This is a genomic window from Actinomadura sp. GTD37, from assembly GCF_041951365.1.
Taxonomy (GTDB): Bacteria; Actinomycetota; Actinomycetes; order Streptosporangiales; family Streptosporangiaceae; genus Spirillospora.
The window spans coordinates 662,646-684,050 of sequence record NZ_JBGNUS010000001.1 but is presented as its reverse complement, the minus strand read 5'-3'; the positions used below and the strand labels follow the sequence as shown (position 1 = coordinate 684,050).

19 protein-coding genes are annotated in these 21,405 nt (G+C 72.9%); 5 read left to right on the top strand and 14 right to left on the bottom strand.

All coding sequences use genetic code 11. From position 1 onward, the window contains the following. The first annotated feature begins 18 nt into the window (after positions 1–18). The 4 genes from ACA511_RS03300 (at position 19) to ACA511_RS03285 (ending at position 6,117) form a co-directional block, all read left to right on the top strand. Positions 19–1,353, top strand: coding sequence for an MFS transporter (locus ACA511_RS03300; protein ID WP_375022516.1), 1,335 nt, complete (start codon positions 19–21; stop codon positions 1,351–1,353). After that, the gene (locus ACA511_RS03295; RefSeq protein WP_375022515.1) at positions 1,350–2,366 is read left to right on the top strand and encodes an S-adenosylmethionine:tRNA ribosyltransferase-isomerase; all 1,017 of its coding nucleotides are present in this window, start codon (positions 1,350–1,352) and stop codon (positions 2,364–2,366) included. The genes ACA511_RS03300 and ACA511_RS03295 overlap by 4 nt, the downstream gene beginning before the upstream one ends. A gap of 64 nt (positions 2,367–2,430) precedes the next feature. Next, complete coding sequence (gene serB / locus ACA511_RS03290) at positions 2,431–3,633, top strand: phosphoserine phosphatase SerB (RefSeq protein WP_375022514.1); 1,203 nt, start codon at positions 2,431–2,433, stop codon at positions 3,631–3,633. A 237-nt stretch (positions 3,634–3,870) separates the two neighbouring features. After that, positions 3,871–6,117 (top strand): FUSC family protein, encoded by a 2,247-nt coding sequence (locus ACA511_RS03285; protein WP_375022512.1) that lies wholly within the window; start codon positions 3,871–3,873, stop codon positions 6,115–6,117. 11 nt (positions 6,118–6,128) lie between these two features. Here the strand turns inward: ACA511_RS03285 and ACA511_RS03280 are convergent, their stop codons facing one another. The 5 genes from ACA511_RS03280 to ACA511_RS03260 all read right to left on the bottom strand — a co-directional run bounded on the left by ACA511_RS03280 (position 6,129) and on the right by ACA511_RS03260 (position 10,859). Then, entirely contained in the window at positions 6,129–6,596 is a 468-nt protein-coding gene (locus ACA511_RS03280) for a histidine phosphatase family protein (protein ID WP_375022511.1), read from the bottom strand. A gap of 10 nt (positions 6,597–6,606) precedes the next feature. Beyond that, a complete protein-coding gene (locus ACA511_RS03275) occupies positions 6,607–6,732 on the bottom strand; it encodes a hypothetical protein (RefSeq protein WP_375022510.1) in 126 nt (41 codons plus the stop codon). 143 nt (positions 6,733–6,875) lie between these two features. Continuing rightward, a complete protein-coding gene (locus tag ACA511_RS03270) occupies positions 6,876–9,338 on the bottom strand; it encodes a sodium-translocating pyrophosphatase (RefSeq protein ID WP_375022509.1) in 2,463 nt (820 codons plus the stop codon). Positions 9,339–10,048: 710 nt separating this feature from the next. Beyond that, positions 10,049–10,489, bottom strand: coding sequence for an ATP-binding protein (locus ACA511_RS03265; protein WP_375022508.1), 441 nt, complete (start codon positions 10,487–10,489; stop codon positions 10,049–10,051). Between the two features lie 16 nt (positions 10,490–10,505). Further along, positions 10,506–10,859 (bottom strand): STAS domain-containing protein, encoded by a 354-nt coding sequence (locus tag ACA511_RS03260; protein WP_021597910.1) that lies wholly within the window; start codon positions 10,857–10,859, stop codon positions 10,506–10,508. A 247-nt stretch (positions 10,860–11,106) separates the two neighbouring features. Between ACA511_RS03260 and ACA511_RS03255 the strand changes: the two genes are divergently transcribed. Then, the gene (locus ACA511_RS03255) at positions 11,107–13,416 is read left to right on the top strand and encodes a DEAD/DEAH box helicase (protein ID WP_375022507.1); all 2,310 of its coding nucleotides are present in this window, start codon (positions 11,107–11,109) and stop codon (positions 13,414–13,416) included. A 47-nt stretch (positions 13,417–13,463) separates the two neighbouring features. Here ACA511_RS03255 and ACA511_RS03250 read toward each other — a convergent pair whose 3' ends face one another. The 9 genes from ACA511_RS03250 to ssd all read right to left on the bottom strand — a co-directional run bounded on the left by ACA511_RS03250 (position 13,464) and on the right by ssd (position 21,278). Then, a complete protein-coding gene (locus tag ACA511_RS03250) occupies positions 13,464–13,835 on the bottom strand; it encodes a hypothetical protein (RefSeq protein ID WP_375022506.1) in 372 nt (123 codons plus the stop codon). 320 nt (positions 13,836–14,155) lie between these two features. Continuing rightward, positions 14,156–15,376: a hypothetical protein gene (locus ACA511_RS03245; protein ID WP_375022505.1), complete on the bottom strand. Its 1,221-nt coding sequence runs from the start codon at positions 15,374–15,376 to the stop codon at positions 14,156–14,158. Positions 15,377–15,551: 175 nt separating this feature from the next. After that, positions 15,552–16,022: an Rv3654c family TadE-like protein gene (locus ACA511_RS03240; protein WP_375022504.1), complete on the bottom strand. Its 471-nt coding sequence runs from the start codon at positions 16,020–16,022 to the stop codon at positions 15,552–15,554. Between the two features lie 486 nt (positions 16,023–16,508). Next, positions 16,509–16,904, bottom strand: a complete 396-nt coding sequence (locus tag ACA511_RS03235; protein ID WP_375022503.1) for a TadE family type IV pilus minor pilin — start codon at positions 16,902–16,904, stop codon at positions 16,509–16,511. Between the two features lie 11 nt (positions 16,905–16,915). Then, positions 16,916–17,095 carry a DUF4244 domain-containing protein gene (locus ACA511_RS03230; RefSeq protein ID WP_375024673.1) on the bottom strand — a complete coding sequence of 60 codons (180 nt, stop codon included), beginning with the start codon at positions 17,093–17,095 and terminating at the stop codon, positions 16,916–16,918. 103 nt (positions 17,096–17,198) lie between these two features. Next, entirely contained in the window at positions 17,199–17,615 is a 417-nt protein-coding gene (locus tag ACA511_RS03225) for a type II secretion system F family protein (RefSeq protein WP_375022502.1), read from the bottom strand. Between the two features lie 621 nt (positions 17,616–18,236). Beyond that, positions 18,237–18,932 carry a type II secretion system F family protein gene (locus ACA511_RS03220; protein ID WP_375022501.1) on the bottom strand — a complete coding sequence of 232 codons (696 nt, stop codon included), beginning with the start codon at positions 18,930–18,932 and terminating at the stop codon, positions 18,237–18,239. Further along, positions 18,929–20,080, bottom strand: a complete 1,152-nt coding sequence (locus ACA511_RS03215; RefSeq protein ID WP_375022500.1) for a TadA family conjugal transfer-associated ATPase — start codon at positions 20,078–20,080, stop codon at positions 18,929–18,931. Before ACA511_RS03215 ends, ACA511_RS03220 begins: the two co-directional genes overlap by 4 nt. Positions 20,081–20,204: 124 nt before the next feature. Next, the gene (ssd, locus tag ACA511_RS03210; RefSeq protein WP_375022499.1) at positions 20,205–21,278 is read right to left on the bottom strand and encodes a septum site-determining protein Ssd; all 1,074 of its coding nucleotides are present in this window, start codon (positions 21,276–21,278) and stop codon (positions 20,205–20,207) included. Between the last annotated feature and the right edge of the window lie 127 nt (positions 21,279–21,405).

Sequence of the window (21,405 nt, the reverse complement as noted above, 5' to 3'; positions counted from 1 at the left end):
GTGCTCGATCATGAACAGGTGTCCGATCCGGGGAGAGGCGTCCTCACCGCGGGGTTTCGAGGGGCGACGTTCGGGATCGTGCTCGTCGTCACGCTGCTGGCGTTCGAGAGCATGGCCGTCGGCACCGTCATGCCGGTGGTCGCGAGCGACCTGAACGGCCTGTCGCTGTACGCGTGGGGCTTCAGCGCCACCCTGATCACGAGCCTGCTGTCGACGGTGCTGGCGGGCGGCTGGATCGACCGGTCAGGCCCGGTGCGCCCCTTCATGATCGGGCTCGGCACGTTCGTCGCCGGGCTGGTGGTCGCGGGCGCGGCGCCGTCCATGTGGCTCTTCGTCGCGGGCCGCGCCGTGCAGGGCCTCGGCACCGGCGTCTCGCTCGTCGCGATGTACGTCGTGATCGCCCGCGTGTACCCGGAGGAGCTGCGGTCGCGGGTGTTCGCGGCGCTGTCGGCGGCGTGGGTGCTGCCGTCGCTCATCGGCCCGGCGGTCGGCGGCGTCGTCGCCGAGCACGCCGGCTGGCGCTGGGTGTTCCTCGGGCTGATCCCGCTGGTGATCCCGCCGGCGCTGCTGCTGGTGCCCGCGCTGCGCGGCATCGAGCCGGGGGACGCCGCACCGGGCCCCGGCAAGTCGCGGTACGTCGCCGCCGTCGCAGTCTCGGCGGGCGCCGGAATCCTCCTGTACGGCCTCGGCGGCACGGGCTGGGCGATGCTGCCCGCCGCGCTCGCGGGCCTCGCCGGCCTGGCCTTCGGGCTGCCGCGGCTCGTGCCCGCCGGGACGCTCCGGCTGCGCCGCGGGCTGCCCAGCGTCGTCCTCGTCCGGGGCCTGCTCTCCGGCGCGTTCTTCGGCGCGGACGTGTTCATCCCGCTGGCGCTGACGAAGCTGCACGACTTCAGCGCGACGCAGGCGGGCATCGTCCTCATGGCCGGCTCGCTCGGCTGGTCGGCGGCGTCGCAGATCCAGGGCCGGTCCGAGCGTCCCCGCGAGTTCTACGCCCTGCTCGGCGCCGTGCTGGTGACCGCCGGGATCGTCCTCGCCACCATCGCGCTCCAGCTGTCCGGCTGGCTCGCCGCGCCCGCGTGGATCATCGGCGGCGCCGGGATGGGCTTCTCCATCGGCAGCCTCTCCGTCCTGCTCCTCGACCACTCGGCGGAGGAGGAGCAGGGCGTCAACTCGTCCGCGCTCCAGATCAGCGACACCCTCGGCTCGTCCCTCGTGGTCGGCGTCGCGGGCGCCCTCGTCGCCGGCTTCGGGACCGCCCGCCTCGGGACCGGCCTCGCCGTCGCCGGGACGCTGTTCGCCGCGATCGCCCTCCTCGGGGTGATCGCCGCTCTCCGGCTGGAGGCCCCGAAATGACCGTCGAATTCACCCTTCCCCCCTCGCTGGAGGCCCACGAACCGCCCGAGGCGCGCGGCCGGACCCGCGACGGCGTCCGCCTCCTGGTCTCCCGGCGCGCGACCGGCGCGGTCTCCCACCACTCGTTCGGCGACCTGCCCTCGCTGCTCGACCCGGGCGACCTGCTCGTCGTGAACACCTCGTCCACGCTGCCCGCCGCCGTCCGGCTCGACCGGATCAGCGTGCACTTCTCCACCCCGGTGCCCGGCGCGGACGACCGGCTGTGGCTCGTCGAACTCCGCCGCCTCGCGGGCAAGACGAGCCGCCCCTACGCGGGCGGCTGCCCCGGCGAATGGATCCCGCTGCCCGGCGACGCGACGCTGACCCTCGTCGACCGGCACACGGACCGGCTCTGGCGGGCGCGGCTCAGCACCGACGTCGTCCCCTACCTGCGCCGCCACGGGAGGCCGATCAGGTACGGGTACGTCCGCCGCGACTGGCCGGCCGCCGCCTACCAGACGGCGTTCGCGCACGACCGCTCCACGGGCGGTGCCGAGATGCCGAGCGCCGCCCGCCCGTTCACGCCCGAACTCGTGACGCGGCTCGTCTCGCACGGCGTCCTGATCGCCCCGATCACGCTGCACACCGGCGTCGCGTCGCCCGAGGCCCACGAACCCCCGTACGCGGAGCGCTACCGCGTCCCGGAGCCGACGGCGGCGCTCGTCGGGCACGTCCGCGCCCAGGGCCGCCGGGTGATCGCCGTGGGGACGACGGCCGTGCGGGCCCTGGAGACGGCCGTGGACCCCTCCGGGCGCGTCCGGGCCTCCTCGGGGTGGACGGAGCACGTCGTGACGCCGGAGAACGGCGTCCGGGCCGTGGACGGCCTCCTCACCGGCCTGCACGAGCCCAAGTCGTCTCACCTGATGATGCTCACCGCCCTCGCGGGCCCCGATCTGCTCGCCGCCACCTACGACGCCGCCCTGGCCGAGAGGTACCTGTGGCACGAGTTCGGCGACCTCAACCTGATCTTGTAGCCGTCTCGCATGGCGGACCTGGCGCACGTCCCGCACGTCCCGGCCGGTACCGTGGGAAGCAGTTATGGACGGGTCAGCACAGCGCACGCTCCTCATCACGCTCACCGGACGCGATCGCCCCGGGGTGACATCGCGTCTGTTCCGGACACTCTCGGAGTTCCCGCTCACGGTCGCGGACGTCGAGCAGGTCGTCATCCGCGGACGGCTCGTCCTCGGGGTCCTGCTCGCCTACACCGAGGGCGCCGACATCGGACGCGTCTGGAACGCCGCCGAGCACGTCGCGAACGACCTCGACATGGAGATCGAGCTCTCCACGGGCCGCAACCGGCGGATGCCGAAACGCACCGGGCGCCTCCACGTCACCGTCCTCGGCGCGCCGCTGAAGCCCGCCGCCATGGCCGGCATCTCCGGACGCATCTCCGCGCACGGCGCCAACATCGACCGCATCGAGCGGCTCGCGCAGAACCCCGTCACCTGCATCGAGATGGACGTCTCCGGCGCCGACCCCGAGGCGCTCCGCGCCGCCCTCACCGCCGAGGCCGCCGAGCAGCAGGTCGACGTCGCCGTCCAGCAGAGCGGCCTCAGCCGGCGCGCCAAGCGCCTCATCGTCATGGACGTCGACTCCACCCTCATCCAGGGCGAGGTCATCGAGCTGCTCGCCGAGCACGCCGGCTGCCTCGACGAGGTCGCCAAGGTCACCGAGGCCGCCATGCGCGGCGAGCTCGACTTCGAGGGCTCCCTGCGCGAACGCGTCGCCCTCCTCGCCGGGCTGGACGCCGCCGCCATCGACGACGTCCGCGACAAGCTCCGCCTCGCCGCCGGCGCCCGCACCCTGGTCCGCACCCTCAAGCGCCTCGACTACAAGTTCGCGATCGTCTCCGGCGGCTTCACCCAGGTCACCGACGCCCTCGTCGACGACCTCGGCATCGACTACTCCGCCGCCAACACCCTGGAGATCGCGGGCGGCAAGCTCACCGGCCGCGTCACCGGCCGCGTCATCGACCGCGCCGGCAAGGCCACCGCGCTGAAGAACTTCGCCCGCGAGGCCGGCGTCCCGATCAGCCAGACCGTCGCGATCGGCGACGGCGCGAACGACCTCGACATGCTCCAGGCCGCCGGGCTCGGCATCGCCTACAACGCCAAGCCGGTCGTCCGCGAGGCCGCCGACACGGCCGTGAACGTCCCCTACCTCGACACGATCGTCTTCCTCCTCGGCATCTCCCGCGAAGAGGTCGAAGCGGCCGACGCCGCCGACGCGGCCCCCTGACGGCCCGGTCCCCGTCCGGTCGGCTGCCGACCCCGTCTCCGCAGGACGCGGCCGAGCAGCCCTGCGCCCGTTCCGCCCTGAGCCGCTCCGCCAACCGGTAGCGGCCCCGCGCGGCGACGGCGACGGAGCGAGGCGGTGGGCGTCCCGGGTCTTTTGGGTGGTGATCATCGGGGTACGGGTGGGGCGCGGGGTGTGCGATCCCCGCGGGGCGGGCGAGCGAAGGCGGAGGGGCCGGCGGTGCTGCAGCGTGCGCGGGAGGCGTACGTTCAGGCGAACGGGCAGGCGACGCCCGTCTACGGGGTGGTCGCGGCATTCGCGGTGGCCGTCCCGCTGATCGTCGGGGCGCTGACCGGGCATGCGGGCCAGGGGTCGGTGATCGCGCTCGGCGCGTACCTGGTCGCGCTGCGCGCCCCGGAAGGGCCCTACGGGGCGCAGGCGCGCAGCCTCACCATCGGGGTCGGGGTCGTCGCCGTCGGGGCGGGCGTCGGCGGGCTGCTCAGCGGGCACCTGTGGCCGACCGTGATCGTCGTGCCGCCGCTGATCGCGCTCGGCGTCGCGGTGCCGCGGATCGGGTCCACGGCCGGGCTCGCGGTGCTGCTGAGCGCCGTCCGGCCGCCGTCCGACGTGCTGGACGTCGGGCTCCTGGAGCTGATCGGCGGGCTGTTCACCGCCGGGCTGCTGCTGGCGCCGTGGCCCGCGCGGCGGCTGCGGCCGCTGCGGGCGTCGCTGAGCGAGTGCGCCGACGCCGTCGCCGAGGCGCTCGACGCGGTCGCGGAGGACGTGGGCGCGCACGACGCCGCGCCGCTGGAGGCCGTCGAACTCACCAACCCCGACCTCCTCGCCGTCACGCGCGTGCCGGACTGGGAGAAGAAGCGGCGCGCCGCGTCGGAGTCGCTGACGGCCGCGCGCACCACCTACCGGCTGTACCGGACGGGACGCGGCCGCAGCGACCCGACCCGCCCCGAACGGCTCATCGACGCGCTCGGCCGCGTCCTGCACGAGACGGTGACGCTCCAGGCCGTCCTGGAGGCGGCGAAGAACTACCCGCCGGACCGCGAGTGGCGGCTGGAGACGCAGACCGCGATCTCGGCGCTCGCCGCGCGGTTGCGGCTGCTCGCCGGGGCGGTCGCGACGGCGGGCGGGGCGCCGCTCGGCCGGGAGGAGTCCGCGGCCGTCCGGCGGATGGGACGGGCCGCCGAGCACATCCGGCGCGCCGGGCTCGCCGGCGACGAGGACCTCATCGCGGTCGCGCTGATCGGGCAGGTGCGCCGCTCCATCGACCGCATCGCCGGCGAGGTCGCCTCCACCCGGCGGATCGTCGCGGGCGGCCTGCGGATCGGGATCGGGCCGCCCCGGATGCCCGGCAGCCTCGACCCGACGCCGGTGTGGGAGCGGATCCGGCGCGCCGTCCGCACCCGTTCCCCATCGTTCCGGCAGGTGTCGCGGGTGTACGTGACGGCGGTCGTGGCGATGGCGCTCGCCGCCGCCGTCGGCCTCTCGCACGGGCACTGGATGACGATCACCGCGATGCTGAGCCTGCGCGCCACCTACGGCGAGACCGTCGACCGGCTCGTGCAGCGCGTCGGCGGCACCGCGGCCGGGTCCGTCGCCGCCGCCGTCGTCCTCACGCTGGCGCCCGGACAACTCACCGTCGCCGTGATCGCCTTCGTCTTCGCGATGGCCGGGTTCGCGCTGCGGTCGGTGAACTTCGCGTACTGGGCGCTCTTCGGCACGCCGCTCGCGATGATGCTGCTCGACTTCTCCACGCCCGCCGACTGGCTCACCGCCGGGGAGCGGATCGGGCTGACCCTCGCCGGGACGGTCATGGCGTACCTCGCCGTCCGGCTGCTGTGGCCCGCCGGGCACCTGGAGCGGCTGCCCGTGCAGCTCAAACGGCTGCTCGGCACGCACGCCGACCTCGTCCGGGCGACGGCGGACGTCCTCGCCGGCGAGCGGGTCCGGCTGCCGCACGACACGATCGTCGCGGCGGAGCGGGCGGCGGAGGCCGTCGCCGAGACCCGCACCCGGCTCGGCCACGAGCGGCTGCCCGACCTCGACCTCATCACCGGGCTGGGCACCGCCGTGGACGCCGCGCACCGCACCCGCGACCACCTCATCGCGGTGGCCCGGCTGTCCCGCGCGGAGGCCGTCGACACCGGGCCCGTCCCCGAGATCCTCGACCGGCTCGCCGACGAGTTCGAGGAGACCGCCGTCCTGCTGGAGGAGCCGGCGGACCTCGACCCGAAGAACGTCCCGCCCGTCGAGGAGCTGGACGAGGAGCTCGCCGACCTCGACTCCCACCTGTCCGCGCTCACCAAGCGGCGCCGCGCCGAGATCAAGGCCGGCGTCGACCGGGACGAGGTCACGCCGCTGCACCAGGCGCTGCTCCAGGTGTCCGGCACCCGCTACACGATCAGGTCGCTGCGCCGGGACGCCGGCACGGTCGTCGAGGCGTCCCTCACCGCCGCGGCCCCCCGCCCCTGACCCGGCGCGGATCAGCCCTTCGGGGTGCGGACGGTGCGGAGGGTGCCCGCACCGGGGCGGACGTCGCGCCACGCGTCCGGCAGGTCGACCACGGCGAGCGCGCAGGTCGGGAAGGCGTCCGGGGCCTGCCCGGTCAGGTCGTGGACGAGCTGGTGCACCGACGGGTTGTGCCCGACGAGCAGCAGCGTCCCGGCGTCGTCCGGCGTCTCGCCGACGAGGGCGAGGAGCCCGTCGGGGTCGTTGTCGTAGATCCCCGGCTCGTAGCTCACCCCGGCGTCGACCGCGAGGAGGTCGAGCGTCTCCCGGGTGCGCGCGGCCGGGGAGCACAGCACCCGGCCGGGGACGAGGCCGTTCGCGCGCAGCCACTCGCCGGCGGCCGCGGCGTCGCGGCGCCCGCGGTCGGCGAGGACGCGGTCGATGTCGGCCGTCCCGAACCCGGCGACGGCCTTGGCGTGACGGAGCACGATGAGCGTGGGCATGACCGCCACACTAGGGCGCGACGAGCGCCGCCAGCCCCCACAGCACGAGGAGGATCCCGAACATCCCGCCGATCACGAGGGCGAAGCCCTTGGGCCCCGACATCGCCGGCCTCCCGCCGCGCCCGCTGCTCGCCACAGCGCCTCCCGATCTCCGTCCGGGGCCTGGGACGTCCGGCCCTCACCCCAAGCGTACGGCCGGCGCCCCGTGCTCGTGACCCGGCCCCGGGCATGCGAAAGGGCCGGCGGCGCGATCGCCGCCGGCCCTCTCCGCGTGAGCCGTCAGCCCTTGCTGGCGGACTCCTCGGTGCCCGTCTCGGTGGTGGCGCCGTTGGACTCGGCGCCGACCGCCGCCTCCTCCGGGGACGCCTCCCCGACGGCCTCCGCCTCGGCGCCGCCCACGGACGCGTCCTTCGGCGCGCCGCCCTCGACCGCCGGGTCGGCGGACGGCTCGGCGATCGGGTCGGCGCGCCGCTTGGAGATCACGATCGCCGCGACGATGACGCCGACGGACAGCACGGTCACCACGACGCGCAGCAGCGTGTTGCCCGCGTACGTCACCACCGCGTCCGCGATCAGCAGCGCGACCAGGTTCATCACCTTGATCAGCGGGTTGATCGAGGGGCCGGCGGTGTCCTTGAACGGGTCGCCGACCGTGTCGCCGATGATCGTCGCCTCGTGCGCGGGGCTGCCCTTGCCGCCGAGGTGGCCCTCCTCGACGAGCTTCTTGGCGTTGTCCCAGGCGCCGCCGGAGTTGGCGAGGAACACCGCCATCAGCACGCCCGCGGCGATGGCGCCGCCCAGGTAGGCGCCCAGCGGCGCGTACCCGAGCGCGAAGCCGACCGCGATCGGCGCCATGATCGCCAGCAGCCCGGGGGTGGCGAGCTCGCGCTGCGCGTCCCGGGTGCAGATGTCCACGACGCGGTCGTAGTCGGGCTTCTCGGTGTAGTCCATGATCCCGGGCTTGGTGCGGAACTGCTCGCGCACCTCCACCACGACCCGTCCGGCCGCCCGGCCCACCGCCATGATCGCCAGGCCGGAGAACAGGAACACGACGGACGCACCGATGATCAGCCCGATCAGGACGTTCGGGCTCGCGATCGACAGGTTGAAGTCGAGGAACTCTGCGCCGATCGCGTCCTTGGCGCTCTGCGACGCGTCGCCGAGCGCCGCGATCACCGTCGTCCGGAACGAGCCGAACAGCGCGGTCGCGGCCAGCACCGCCGTCGCGATCGCGATGCCCTTGGTGATCGCCTTGGTGGTGTTGCCGACGGCGTCCAGCCGCTCCAGGACGGACGCGGCCTCGCCCGTCACGTCCCCGGACATCTCGGCGATGCCCTGGGCGTTGTCGGACACGGGCCCGAAGGTGTCCATCGAGACGATCACGCCGACGGTGGTCAGCAGCCCGGTACCGGCCATCGCCACCGCGAACAGCGCGACGGTGGTGTTGCCGAAGCCGAGCAGGAACGCCCCGTACACGGCGCCCGCGATCACGAGCGCGGTGTAGACGGCCGACTCCAGGCCGAGCGAGATGCCGGACAGGATGACGGTCGCCGGGCCCGTCCGGGCGCTGTCGGTGACCTCCTTGACCGGCTTGCGGTTCGTCTCGGTGAAGTAGCCGGTGAGCAGCTGGATGACGCTGGCCAGCACGATCCCGATGAGCACCGAGCCGAGCGCGACCCAGCGCGGGTCGGCGTCCAGGCCGCGGATCGCCTCGTCGGTGACGCCCTTCAGGTCGGCGAACGACGACGGCAGGTACACGAACGCGGCGATCGCGACGAGGACCGCCGAGATGCCCGCCGAGATGAAGAACCCGCGGTTGATCGCCGTCATGCCGGACCGGTCGCCGGAGCGCGGCGCCACCGCGAAGATGCCGATCACCGCGGTGATCACGCCGATCATCGGGACGATCAGCGGGAACACCAGGCCCTCGGTGCCGAACGCCGCCGTCCCCAGGATGAGCGCGGCGACCAGCATCACGGCGTACGACTCGAACAGGTCGGCGGCCATCCCGGCGCAGTCGCCGACGTTGTCGCCCACGTTGTCGGCGATCGTCGCCGCGTTGCGCGGGTCGTCCTCCGGGATGCCCTGCTCGACCTTGCCGACGAGGTCGGCGCCGACGTCCGCGGCCTTGGTGAAGATGCCGCCGCCGACACGCATGAACATGGCGAGCAGCGCCGCGCCGAACCCGAAGCCCTCCAGCACCTTCGGCGCGTCGCCCTGGTAGGCGAGGACGACGACCGCCGCGCCGAACAGGCCGAGGCCCACGGTGAACATGCCGGCGACGCCGCCGGTGCGGAACGCGATCCGCATCGCGGTCTTCTCGCCGCCCTCCTCCCGGGCGGCCGCGGCGACGCGGACGTTGCCGCGCACCGCCAGCCACATGCCGGTGAAGCCGGTGACGGCGGAGAACAGCGCGCCGATGACGAAGAAGACCGAGCGCCCGATCCGCTCGCTCGTCGAGTCGGCGGGGAGCAGCAGCAGTACGAGCGGGATCAGTACGACGAAGACCGCGACCGTTCGGAACTGGCGTTTCAGGTAGGCGCTGGCGCCCACCTGAACGGCGCGGGCGATCTCTTGCATCTTGGCGGTGCCCTGGCCCGCGGCCAGGACATCGCGGACGAGACCCGCGGCGACGGCCAGTGCGAGCAGTGCGATCACAGCGACGACGACGACCAGGGAAAGGTCGCCGCCGCCGAGATCCACTTCTGCGCTGGCCGGGCTTGACAGGGAAAACCCGGACATCCGTCCTCCTCGACAGGGGCATTGCGACTCGATCGTCACAAAGAAGACGATCTTTACCGCGTACCCCGCGAGTCATGATTTCGAACACCTCGCACGGCGACGCGGGTGCCGGGAGTCTACGCACGCGCAAGTCGAATGTTAAGGCCGCACGGCCCTTGCGAAGGATGTCGCCGAAATGCAACGAGTGATACGCCGGAATTTGACCTATACGCCGGGCCAGGCGGCATCGCCGCAGGTCAGTCGGGGTTAGCTATCCCTTACCCAATCGCTACCTTGACAGGCGCATACGACATTGGGCGCATCGGCCCGATGACCGGCGTCCTCATTAAAGCTAGGCATTAACACAGAATTTGTCCAGACCCAAATCGGCCCAGATCTAGATCAACTGAAAGAGAATCTCACAACCCCGGCAACCGACGCCCCACCACCCCCATCCCCACCGGAGCGGCACGGGACGAGCGGCGCGTCTTGAGGGGACGGCCGAGGCCCTGCCCAGGGGTGAGCGGCGCGTCTTGGGGGGCGGCAGAGGCCCCCGCCCGGGAGTGAGCAGCGCGCCTCGGGGAGACGACCGAGGCCCCGCCGCAGGGCGAGCGGTGCGCCGCGGGAGACGACCGAGGCCCCGTCGGAGTGCGAGCGGTGCGCCGCGAGGGACGACTAAGGCCCCGCCGGGGGTGGCGGGGCCTCTGGTCTGGGTGGGGGCGGGAGCGCGTCTAGATGGTCGCCTCGGCCTCGGCCGGCCAGCTCATCCGTATCTGGACCCCCTTGGGCGTGGCGGCGATCTCCACGTCGTCGGCGAGCCCGGCGATGACCGCCAGCCCCAGTTCCGCGGTGCCCTCGCCCAGGCCGTACTCGAACTCGTCGGCGTCCATGGTCGCCGGGAGGCCGCCCGGCGTGTCGTCGCCGGGGACGGTGTCGCTGACGGTCACCTCGAAGCGGCGATCGGCGCCGCTGAGCTCGAGGCGGACGGGTTCGTCCGGGCAGTGCCGGCGGTGGGCCTCCACGGCACGCGAGCACGCCTCGCCGACCGCGAGCCTCACCTCGTCCAGCAGAGGCTCGGCGACGCCACTGCGGCGGGCCACGGCGGTCACGATCAGGCGGGCGGTCCGTACGTGGACGGGCAGCGCGCTGAAGGACAGTTCAACGGTCGACATCTCAGCTACAGGCCGCCTACTTGGCGCCCTTGCGCTTCTCCTCCGCCTCGGCGATCGAGTCGTGGATGCCGAAGACCTTGGTCAGCCCCGTGATCCGGAAGATCTTGAGAATGCGCTCCTGGGTGCACACCAGCTCCAGCGAGCCGTCGTGGGCGCGCACCCGCTTCAACCCGCCGACGAGGACGCCGAGGCCGGTGGAGTCGAGGAACTCCACCTTCTCCATGTCCACGAGCAGGTGGAACTTGCCCTTGTTGACCAGGTCGATGAGCTTCTCGCGAAGCTTCGGCGCCGTGTAGACGTCGATCTCGCCCTCCACGTTGATGACGGTGAGGCCATCGTCGGTGGTGTAGTCGTTCACCTTCAGGTCCACAGATCCTCCACGCGCCGTGCAGCACTATCCGATCCCGATGCCCAGGCCACCGGTGGTGACCGGCCTTCGAGACTTCGCCGTGATTCAACCACGCTCCGGCGTCGCGTACGCACGTAATCGCCCACTCGGGCGAAAGTTCGCGCCGTCCCGTCTGACCTGCTGATCTACTTGCCAGGGCAGGGGGGACGGGCCCACTGGCGCCGGGGCGTTCCCGTAGTTTTGCCCAGGCTGGCAAACTGAAAACCTGATGGGCGCCCAAAGATCTTCAACCCCCCTCGACCGGCTCCTCGCCGACCCGTCGCGCCGCGAGCGCATCACCCATGTGGAGAGCGTTCCCGCACGTCGGGGCCGCCAGGCCGGGTGGCCGGCCTGGGCGCCGCCGCTCCTGCTCGAGCGGCTCGCCGCGGCGGGCATCGAGGCCCCCTGGGAACACCAGGCGGCCGCCGCCGAGCACGCCCACGCCGGACGCTCTGTGATCGTCGCCACAGGGACCGCGTCGGGCAAGTCCCTCGGCTACCTGCTGCCCTGCATCGAGGCGATCTATGCCGGGGAGGAGAATCCTCGCCGGGAGGGGACGGTCCTGTACCTGTCGCCGACCAAGGCGCTCGCCGCCGACCAGCTCCGCGCGCTCCGCTCCCTGCACCTCACCCGGGTGAGGGCGGCGACCTACGACGGCGACACACCGCAGGACGAGCGGACGTGGGTCCGGCAGCACGCGAACTACATACTGACGAACCCGGACATGCTGCACCGGTCGATCCTGCCCGGGCACCCTCGATGGTCCTCGTTCCTGCGCCGCCTCCGATACGTGATCATCGACGAGGCCCACGGATACCGGGGCGTCTTCGGATCCCACGTCGCGCAGGTGCTGCGGCGCCTGCGCCGGATCTGCGGGCGCTACCACGCCTCCCCGACGTTCATCCTCGCGTCGGCGACGACGTCCTCGCCCGCGGCTGCCGCGTCCCGTCTCACCGGGCTGGACGTCGTCGCGGTCGACGACGACGCATCGCCGCGCGGGCCCGCGACCTTCGCCCTGTGGGAACCGCCGTTGACGGAACTGCGCGGTGAGCGCGGCGCCCCCGTCCGCCGTACCGCCACGGCCGAGGCGGGCGACCTTCTGGCCGACCTCGTTGTCGAAGGCGTCCAGACGCTCGCGTTCGTCCGCTCCAGGCGCGGGGCAGAGTCGGTGGCACTCAGCGCCAAGCGCGCGCTGCACGAGGTCACTCCAGCCTTGGCCGACCAGGTCGCGGCCTACCGCGCGGGCTATCTCCCCGAGGAACGCCGTGCGCTGGAGGCCGCTCTACGCTCGCGCTCCATCATCGGCTTGGCCAGCACCAACGCACTAGAGCTCGGCGTTGACGTATCCGGGTTGGACGCCGTCCTCGTCTGCGGCTGGCCAGGGACCCGCGCGTCCCTCTGGCAGCAGGCCGGACGTGCTGGACGTTCCGGCCAGGCGGCCCTCTCCATCCTCGTCGCCCGGGACGATCCGCTCGACACCTTCCTCGTCCACCATCCCGAGGCGATCTTCGGGACGCCGGTCGAGGCGACCGTCCTCGACCCGGACAACCCGTACGTCCTCGAACCGCACCTCTGCGCCGCCGCGTCCGAGATGCCGCTCACCGAGGACGACCTCGCGCTGTTCGGCCCGGCGACCGCCGACCTGCTGCCCGACCTCGTCCGCCGGGGCCTCCTCCGCCGGCGTCCCGCGGGCTGGTACTGGACGCGCCGCGACAAGGCCGCCGACCTGGCCGACATCCGCGGAGCGGGCGGCGCGCCCATCCAGGTGGTGGAGCTGTCCACCGGGCGCCTCCTCGGCACCGTCGACGAGGCATCCGCGCACACCACCGTCCACGAAGGCGCCGTCTACATCCATCAGGGCGAGTCCTACATCGTCCACACCCTCGACCTGGACGATTCCGTCGCGCTCGTAGAGGCGGCCGACCCCGACTACTCGACGACCGCCCGCGATGTGACCGACATCAGCATCGTCGAACGCCTCCGCTCCATCTCCTGGGGCGAGGCCACGCTCTGCTTCGGAACCGTCGAAGTCACCCGCCAAGTGGTCGCCTACCAGATGCGCCGCTTGCAAACGGGCGAGATGCTCGGCGAGAAGCCCCTGGACCTGCCGCCCCGCACCCTCCGCACCCGCGCCGTGTGGTGGACGCTCTCCGAAGCGCAGATCGCCTCCTTGGACGACCTCGACCTCGCGGGCGCCGCCCACGCCGCCGAACACGCCTCGATCGGCCTGCTCCCCCTGTTCGCCACATGCGACCGCTGGGATATCGGTGGCGTGTCCACGGCCGTCCACCCCGACACGGGTCTCCTCACCGTGTTCGTGTACGACGGTCATGAGGGCGGCGCGGGTTTCGCCGAACGCGGCTACGCGGATGCCTCCTCCTGGCTGCACGCCACGCGGGACGCCATAGAGTCCTGCGAGTGCGAGTCGGGGTGCCCTTCCTGCATCCAGTCACCCAAGTGCGGTAACGGCAACGACCCCTTGGACAAGCAGGGTGCCCTCACCCTCTTGGCCGTCCTGCTGGCTCAAGCCCCCGAATAGCCCTGTCGCCACCCTCTTCGGCGGCACCAGCCGGGCCCGCGGGACGATCAGTTCGGTGCAACGCGCTGGGCCGGCACGGAGGCCGGGTCGTCCATGCCGCGCCGCGCCTGGGCGAGCGCCTGCTGCAGCTTCCGCCGCTCCATCTCCAGCGTCTGCAGGGACTCCTCGTGCTCGTCCCGCAGGTCCCGCAGCTCACGCCGGATGTTCATCGCCCGCCTGAACCCCAGCGTCGCGACCATCATCCCGGCCATGAACACGATCGCGACCACCGCGCCGGCCATGAACACGTGCCACTGCTGCGTGATCCCTGGAATCTCGTCGCCGAAGACGGACATCTGGGCGCCGCCGGTGCTGTCCAGCACCACGGCGACACCGGCCACGCCGGCGGCGAGCGCGACGATCAGCCCCAGGAAGATCATGCGGAGGTCTCCTCTCCATCAGGCCCGAAACGAACAGGGCCGAGGTCTCGGACGACAGGACGCATTGCCGGACGATCCGGGCGATCCAACTGGCAAGGCAGCCTAGACCCCTCGTCCGACCCCCGCCAGCCTCCCCGACCACCCCGGGCCCTCGACAACTTCGCCGGGAGGAACGGCCGTCACTTGGCGTCGGAGCGTGGTGAACGGACCGGTTCCACCTCCCGTGCCGCGTCTGAGCGCTGGCCCGGGTGGTCCTGCGGGGGTCCGTCAGCGATCTTCGCCTGGGTGCCGGCGACGCCCGCCGGACGACCTGCGGCCGGTCACTTGCGGCGGTGGCTGCGCTTGGGCTTCTTGTTGGGGGAGGGCTTGGCGATGTCTACCTTCACGCCGCCGGAGCCGTTGCCGAGAGTCGCGGGACGACGGGCGGGCTTGCTCTTCGACGCCGAACGAGAGGCGGCCGCCGACAGGACCGGGGCCGTCTTGGCGAGGGCCTCGGCGCGGGCGATATGGTCCCGTGTCTTGCTGACGCGCTTGCGGCCGGTGCCGCTCCGCGCGAGCCGGGCCGCCATGCCGTTGCTGCTCGTGCCCGCCTGGGCGACGCGCAGGCGGCGCGTCCACGTGCCGAGGTGCGCGGCGACGATCAGCAGGATCATCGCGATGCCGACGCTCTTGCCCCACTGGAGCCGGTCGGTCGCCGCGACGTTCTGTGCCTTCGGCGAGTCGGTGGCGATCTGCGGCGCGGGGTAGGTGAAGCCGGGCGTCGCGCCGTCCGGCTGGACGGACGGGAGGGTGACCGGCGACTCGTTGTTGAACGGCGTCAGCGGCGTGCCGGCGCTCGGCACGTCGGAGCCGGACGGGAGCGACGGAGCGGAGCCGCCGGGAAGCGACCCGGATCCGCCCACCGCCGAGGTCGCCGACGAGGTGCTCGAGTACAGCGACCCGCCCGTCCCGGTGGAGCGTCGCGCGCGGACGCCCACGGAGACCGCGCCGCTCGACCGGGTCAGCGACAGGGTGGTGGAGCAGCTCGTCCCCTGGCAGAGGGAGCCGAGCGAGCCGGACCTGGACTTCACGCCGGAGCCCGATAGCGCGTAGCCGGTGAGGTCGTCCTCAAGGCCGCGGTTCCACTTCACGGCGAGCTTGCTGCCGGAAACACTCGCGGACACGCCGGTGGGAGCGGCCGGGGCGATCCGCACCGTGAAGGTGTTGGAGTCGTAGATGTTCCCGGTCTGCTTGCCCTTCAGGGCGACCTTGTAGCGACCGTTCCGACTGATCGGGAAGGTTCCCGAGATGTCCCCGGAGAAGCCCTTCTCTGCCAGGAACGTGTCACCGATTCCGGGGCCGCTGACCCGCAGCTGCATCGTGATCGCGAAGTCGAAGTGGGCCTTGGCGGTGAGCTGGGAACCACTCGTGATGACCGCGCCGTCGGCCGGGGTTATGACACTCGTCGTGGCGGCCTGCGCGGGCAGGGCGCCGAGCACCGGGAAGCTCATCGCAAGGGGCGCCGCGAGCGCGACCGCACCGATCCTGCGAATGATGGTCACGCCAGAATCCCTTCGACAGCGTCCTGCTCGTCTCATCCCGCCGAGAGTCTCGCGGGGGCACACGCGTCCGGTGGTAACTATGGACTTACGGCAGCGTAACGTACCACTGGGTAGCCAAAGTCACAGGACGATGACAAAGAAAGACGTGTTCGCATCCTCCAAGACTCCCCTCACCCTATTGACATCCAGTGCAACGAGCCGTATCGCGCCAGATTACGCCGTCTCGTCCCACAGGACCAGCCCTGGCCCGAGAAACCACTCGCAAGCCTCCGATCCCCATCGGCACCTTCAGCCGGACGGTCACCGAGACCTCTGCGACGTCCCCGCTCACCCGGCACCGCGTCAACCGGGCACCGGACTCAGCCGCGATCTCCCCGGCCAGCGCACACGCGGACCCACCGCCTTCGACGACCCGCGCAGCCGCCGCCAACGCCGCCATGTCGGCCGCCGCATCCCCCTGGTGCCGCGCTCCCCGAACCCCGCCCACCGCGATCGCCGCTACGCCGACCACCCACACAAGGGCCGAGAACGCCACCACCCACACCGTCCCAGACCCCCGATCGGACCTGCACAACCACGACCACGCCACGCGCCACCGCCCCAGCACCACGCCGCCCTCCTCCCTCCGAGCCGAACGCCCCAGCATCCGGCCAGATCCCTTTCTCTCTAGAGCCCCGCAGACGCCCCGGACAGGCTCACCCACCGGGAAGGCAACCCACCCGCCAGCCCCTCCACACCCCGGGCCGACGAGCAGCCCGCTTCCCACCACCCGTACGAACCGCCCCCTCCAAGCGACATCCGCCTATCAACCGCCCCCCAACCCAACCCGCCGAAGACGACATAGCGTTCAGACACCGCACACCGCACACCGCACGCCGCTCGAAGGGCGAACCCGAGCACGGCGCAGCGTCCAAGCAAGGTCGCGACCCGAACACAACGCGGCCCTGAAACGCGGCCCTGAAACGCGGCCCTGAAGACGACGCACCGGTTCAAGTGCAGGCCGCTGCCTGAACGCGAGCCTCGAGACGGCATGGCGTTCAAGCGCGGCCCGCCGCTCGAACGCAACGCGGCCTCGGAGGCGGCGCAGCGTTCGAGGGTGATTTGCTGCGCGGACGCCTCCCTTGGACGGGGCTCAGCGTCCTAACTCGGCCTCAATGTTCGGATCGGGCGGGGCGCCCGGGGCGTTCGTGGGGTCGGGGTGGACGCCGGGTTCTGTTGCGGCGGCTACGTGGGCATGGACCGTCAAAGGTGGGAGACCCACCGCCGCAGGGGGTGCGACAGGGGCCGAGACATCCACGTGGACCGTGGACTCGTCGCGGCGGATCCGCACGGTCGCCCCCTTCGGGACGGCCCCCACCACCAGCTCGCGGACCGCGGTGAGGGATTCGCCCCTGGCCGCCGCGCGGGCGCCGGTGCGGGCGGCGTCCGTGCAGGTGAGCTGTACGGACACGGCCGCCAGGCCCCACAGCGCGACCGCGGTGATCAGCACCAGGGCGGGGAGTGCCACGGCGATCTCCGCCGTGGCCATCCCGCGATCCCTCAGCCGGCGAGGTTGAGGGCCTTCTCGATGATCTGTAAGAGCAGCGACTTCACCTGCGCGCTCGTCACGATCTTGAACAGCAGGCCGGCGAAGGCCGCCGCGGCGATGGTGCCGACCGCGTACTCCGCGGTGGACATTCCCCGGTCTCCGCACGTTCTGGACCATCTCCGCACCACCATCTTCATCGCCCGCATGGGGGCTCCTTTCGTTCGGATTCCGTTCCAGGCTGCTGTGCCGCGCCTCCGGGCGGCGGCCGAACACAGTTCTGTGGAAAACCCGGGCTCACCAGGGCAGGAGGATCGTCGCGGCGATCCCGGCGATGGCCGGGACGACGCCGAGGAGTACGAACGCGGGCAGGAAGCAGAGGCCGAGCGGGGCGAGTGCCCGGATGCCGGCCGCCCGGGCCCTCGCGGCGGCCTCTGTCCGGGCCACGCGGCGCTGGTCGCGCGCGAGCCGGCCGAGGGACGGGGCCAGGGCCGCGCCCGTGGACGCCGCCCGGACGGCCGTCCGGGCGAGCGGCGCGAGCATCGGCTCCTTCGTGAGCGCGAGCCAAGCCTCCGCCGGATCTGCGCCGAGCCGGATCTGGACGGACACCGCGCGCAGTTCGTCGCCGAGCGGGCCGCCCACCGCATCCGCGACCGCGTCGACCGCGTCGTGCCAGGGAGCGCCGCCGCGCAGGCAGGCCGCGAGGAGGTCCACCGCGATGGGAAGGTCAGCGATGAGCCGCGCCCGTTTTCGCCGGCGCTCCGCGGCCCCCACGCGACCGAACGAGAACCAGACGGCCGCCGCCGCAAGGACACCGACCACGCCACCGGTCAGACCACCCAACGTCGCGACGCACAACACCCCCGCAGCACCCGCGGCAACGCGCCGAAGGAGGACGTCGCGTCGAAGGAGGACGTCGCGACGGAGCAGGACGTCGCGTTGGAGCAGGGCGTCGCGTTGGAGCAGGGCGTCGCGGCGTCCGTCTGCGTTTGGAGGGATTTGCTTCTCGCCACTCGCTCGCGGCGTGAGCGTCGCTCGATCGTTTCCTCGGCCTCGTTTCCACCGGGTGTAACCGGCCAGGGGCGCGCCTCCTGGTGAAGGGCCCCCGAACTGGCCCGCCAGTCTCCTCGCGGCGGCCTTCGTCCCGTTGGGGAGGAGGAACGCCGAGGCTGCCGCGCAGAGCACGGCCGCCAACACCGTCATCACTTCACCTACTTCCTTTCGCACGCCCCACGGCCCCGTCGCACGGATGGGTTGCTGACGGTCGGTGTGACCGGGTGCGGGCGTGTCGACTGCCGACGCCGAGCCCTTTCGTTAGCGGGCGCGACTGCGGGGTTAGTGGGGGGATTCAGCGGATTTGGCCAGGCTGCGGGTCCAGTGGAGGCCGAGCAGGTTGAGGGTGAAGCCTGTGATCAAGCAGGCGAGGCCGGGCATGGTCCCGCAGAGGAACGGGATCGGATGGGCGCCCAGGGCCGCGGCCATGGCCAGGCCGAGGAGCGGGAGGACGGCGAGCAGGCGGGCTGTGGCGCGAGGGCCGGCCAGCTGGACCGACACGTCCTGGCGCTGGGCCTCTTCGTCGCGAAGGGCGCCCGCCAGGCCGTCCAGGACGGTGGCGAGCGTGCCGCCGCGTTCCGCGCCGATGCGCCAGCAGGCCGCGAGGAGGCGCAGGCCCTCGGCTCCCGGACGGGTCGCCAGTTCGTCCAGGTGGTCGGCCGGCGGGCGCGGGATGTGGAGGAGTTCGCGGGACACCTGCGGGTCGAGGACGGTGACGGCCGCCGTGAACGCCTCGTCGGGGGTCCGGCCGGCGGACAGCTCGGCGGCCATGGCGTCGCAGAGTTCGATGACGGACGTCCGCCGGCGCTGTGGCCGGGTTCTACGTTCGCGCATGGCTTCGACGCTGCTTCGCAGAGCGCGCAGGGGGTCGTGTCGAGGAGGTGGCACGAGGCGGTTCATGCGGCGGAGGGCGGGCGCGGGCGCCAGGAGCGTCCAGACGGCGGCCGCCGAGCAGAGGATCGCCAGGGTGATGATCACCGGTTTCCTCGCAGGCGGGCGTGCAGGGCGTCGGCGCCGTGGTCTGGGACGACCTCGCCGGACGCGGTGAACGACACGGCGGGAACGACTCCGACCAGCCCGTCGGCCGCCCGGCGCAGAAGGCAGATCTCGGCCACGCGGCGGCGGCCGCCGCCCGGTTCGCGGACCAGGTGGACGACGACGTCCAGAGCGGCGGCCAACTGGCTGTGGACGGCCTCCCTGCTCAAGCCCGCCGTGCAGGCCAGCGCTTCGAGCCGGGCCGGCACATCTGCGGCGGTGTTGGCGTGGAGGGTGCCGCAGCCGCCCTCGTGCCCCGTGTTCAACGCCTGCAAGAGAATGACCACCTCCGCGCCTCTGACCTCGCCGACCACCAGGCGGTCGGGGCGCATGCGGAGGGCCTGGCGGACGAGGTCGTTCAGGGTCACGCCTCCCGCGCCCTCCAGGTTGGGCGGACGGGCCTCCAGCCGCACGACGTGGGGGTGGGCCGGTTTCAGTTCGGCGGAGTCCTCGACGAGGAGCAGCCGTTCGGCCGGATCCGCCAGCGACAGCAGCCCGCTCAGCAGCGTGGTCTTGCCCGTCCCCGTGCCGCCGGTGATCAGGAAGGCGGCGCGTGACTCGATCAGCGCGGCGAGGAGGTCCGCTCCTTCGGGCGGGACGGTCCGCGCCGCGACGAGTTCGTCCAGGGTGAAGGCGCGGCGCCGGGGCAGGCGCAGCGACAGGCAGGTTCCGCCCGCGGCCACCGGCGGCAGGACGGCGTGCAGCCGGACCCCGCCCGGCAGCCGGGCGTCGGCGTACGGGGCCGCGTCGTCGAGCCGCCGTCCGGCCGCGGCGGTCAGGCGCTGGGCCAGGCGGCGCAGGGCCGCCTCGTCGGTGAAGCGCACCGGGGTGCGGACGAGGCCGGAGCCCGTGTCGGCCCAGACCTCGTCGGGGCCGTTCACCAGGACGTCGGTGACATCGGGGCAGCGCAGCAGCGGCTCCAGCGGCCCGGCTCCGACGAACTCGGCGCATAACTCGTCCGCCAGTGCCAGCACCTCGCGGTCGCCGAGCAGCCGTTCCTCCGCGCGCAGTGCCGCGGCTACCCGCCCGGTCGTCGCCTCCCCGCCGCTCCCGGCCAGCCGATCCCGCACCGCGTCGGACAGGCTCGTCATGCATCCTCCTTCGACCGGGTCGGCGCAGGCCGACGCCCATGCCGCTGCCGCGTGCCTTCGCCCCGTCCGGCGGCGTCCTGTACGGGTCGGCACGGGAACGCGGTGGGGCCTTGGGGACGGGCGGTCATGCCGCTTCGCGGTAGGCGTAGGGCTGGAGGGCCAGGTCGGCCAGGATCTTGGCGCAGAAGTCGGGGAGGGGGCCGCGGCGGCAGGCCCGTTCGAGGGCGCCCTCGTCCGTGGCGGCGGGGAGGCGGCGGTCGCGCTCGAAGGCCCCGGCGGACGGGATGTCGAGGGCGTGGGCGACCGCGTCGGGGGTGAGGCCCCCGGGAGCCGGACCCTGGACGACGAGCCGCAGGTCGGCGGTGTCGCGGCGGAGGGCGGCGGCGAGGCCGTCGGCGGCGACCGTGGCGCGGACCTCGGCGGGGACGAGCAGGAACGTGACGTCGGCGGCGCGCAGGGCGGCGCGGCCGACGTCGCCCGGGTAGCGCGGGACGTCGGCGATGACCAGGTCGAAGCCGCGGGCGGCGGCGTCGAGCAGGGCGCGCACGGCCTCGTCCGAGACGGGGACGGGCTCGCCGCGCCGCCAGGACAGGACGGACAGGTCGCCCGCGCGGGGCAGGGTCTCGTGCAGCGCGGCGGTGTTCAGGCGGCCGCGGCGTTCGGCGAGGTCGTGCCAGCGGACGCCCTCGTGCTCCTCCAGCCCGAGCATGAGGTCGATGCCGCCGCCGAACGGGTCGGCGTCGACGAGGAGGGTGCGCAGCCCCTGGCCCGCGGCGGCGAGGCCCAGGGCCGCGGCGAGGACGCTGGCGCCGGCGCCGCCCCGGGCCCCGACGACGCAGAGCGTGGTGGCCCAGCCGCCCTCGGGTTCGCAGGCGGCGGCGAACGCGTTGACGAGCCAGTCTTCGTGGTCGGGGAGGGTGGCGACGTCCTGGGCGCCGGCCTCGACCGCGAGGCGGTACGCCTCCGAGGTCGCGGAGTCGGTGACGAGGACGACGCCCGGACGGCGCTGGAGCCCGGCGGACGCCACGTCCGCGGCCATGTCGGCGCCCACGAGGATGAGGGCCGGCCACGTCCAGGCGGGTCTGGCCTCCTCGGGCCCGTGGGCGACCTCGGCGTGGGCGTCGGCGGCGGCCGCGAGGCGGAGCAGGCCGTCGGCGAGGACGGGGTCGCCCGTGACGATCAGTGCCGCGAGGTTCATCGGATGCTCCTTCGAGGTTCGGAGACACCCACCTTGCGGGGCGGGACCGAGGCGCCGAAGAAGTTCCGCGAACTGTGGATAACTTCGCCTGACTCCTGGTGAGCGGGCGGGGGGGGGGGGGGGGGGC

What these genes read in the sequence shown, in the direction of transcription:
- ACA511_RS03235 (WP_375022503.1), bottom strand. Translation starts at nt 16,904, where the DNA reads ATGGCCACGGCGGAGATCGCCGTGGCACTCCCCGCCCTGGTGCTGATC.
- ACA511_RS03230 (WP_375024673.1), bottom strand. Translation starts at nt 17,095, where the DNA reads ATGGTGGTGCGGAGATGGTCCAGAACGTGCGGAGACCGGGGAATGTCC.
- ACA511_RS03280 (WP_375022511.1), bottom strand. Translation starts at nt 6,596, where the DNA reads ATGCCCACGCTCATCGTGCTCCGTCACGCCAAGGCCGTCGCCGGGTTC.
- ACA511_RS03240 (WP_375022504.1), bottom strand. Translation starts at nt 16,022, where the DNA reads ATGCTGGGGCGTTCGGCTCGGAGGGAGGAGGGCGGCGTGGTGCTGGGG.
- ACA511_RS03295 (WP_375022515.1), top strand. Translation starts at nt 1,350, where the DNA reads ATGACCGTCGAATTCACCCTTCCCCCCTCGCTGGAGGCCCACGAACCG.
- ACA511_RS03270 (WP_375022509.1), bottom strand. Translation starts at nt 9,338, where the DNA reads ATGTCCGGGTTTTCCCTGTCAAGCCCGGCCAGCGCAGAAGTGGATCTC.
- serB (WP_375022514.1), top strand. Translation starts at nt 2,431, where the DNA reads ATGGACGGGTCAGCACAGCGCACGCTCCTCATCACGCTCACCGGACGC.
- ACA511_RS03215 (WP_375022500.1), bottom strand. Translation starts at nt 20,080, where the DNA reads ATGACGAGCCTGTCCGACGCGGTGCGGGATCGGCTGGCCGGGAGCGGC.
- ssd (WP_375022499.1), bottom strand. Translation starts at nt 21,278, where the DNA reads ATGAACCTCGCGGCACTGATCGTCACGGGCGACCCCGTCCTCGCCGAC.
- ACA511_RS03265 (WP_375022508.1), bottom strand. Translation starts at nt 10,489, where the DNA reads ATGTCGACCGTTGAACTGTCCTTCAGCGCGCTGCCCGTCCACGTACGG.
- ACA511_RS03250 (WP_375022506.1), bottom strand. Translation starts at nt 13,835, where the DNA reads ATGATCTTCCTGGGGCTGATCGTCGCGCTCGCCGCCGGCGTGGCCGGT.
- ACA511_RS03255 (WP_375022507.1), top strand. Translation starts at nt 11,107, where the DNA reads ATGGGCGCCCAAAGATCTTCAACCCCCCTCGACCGGCTCCTCGCCGAC.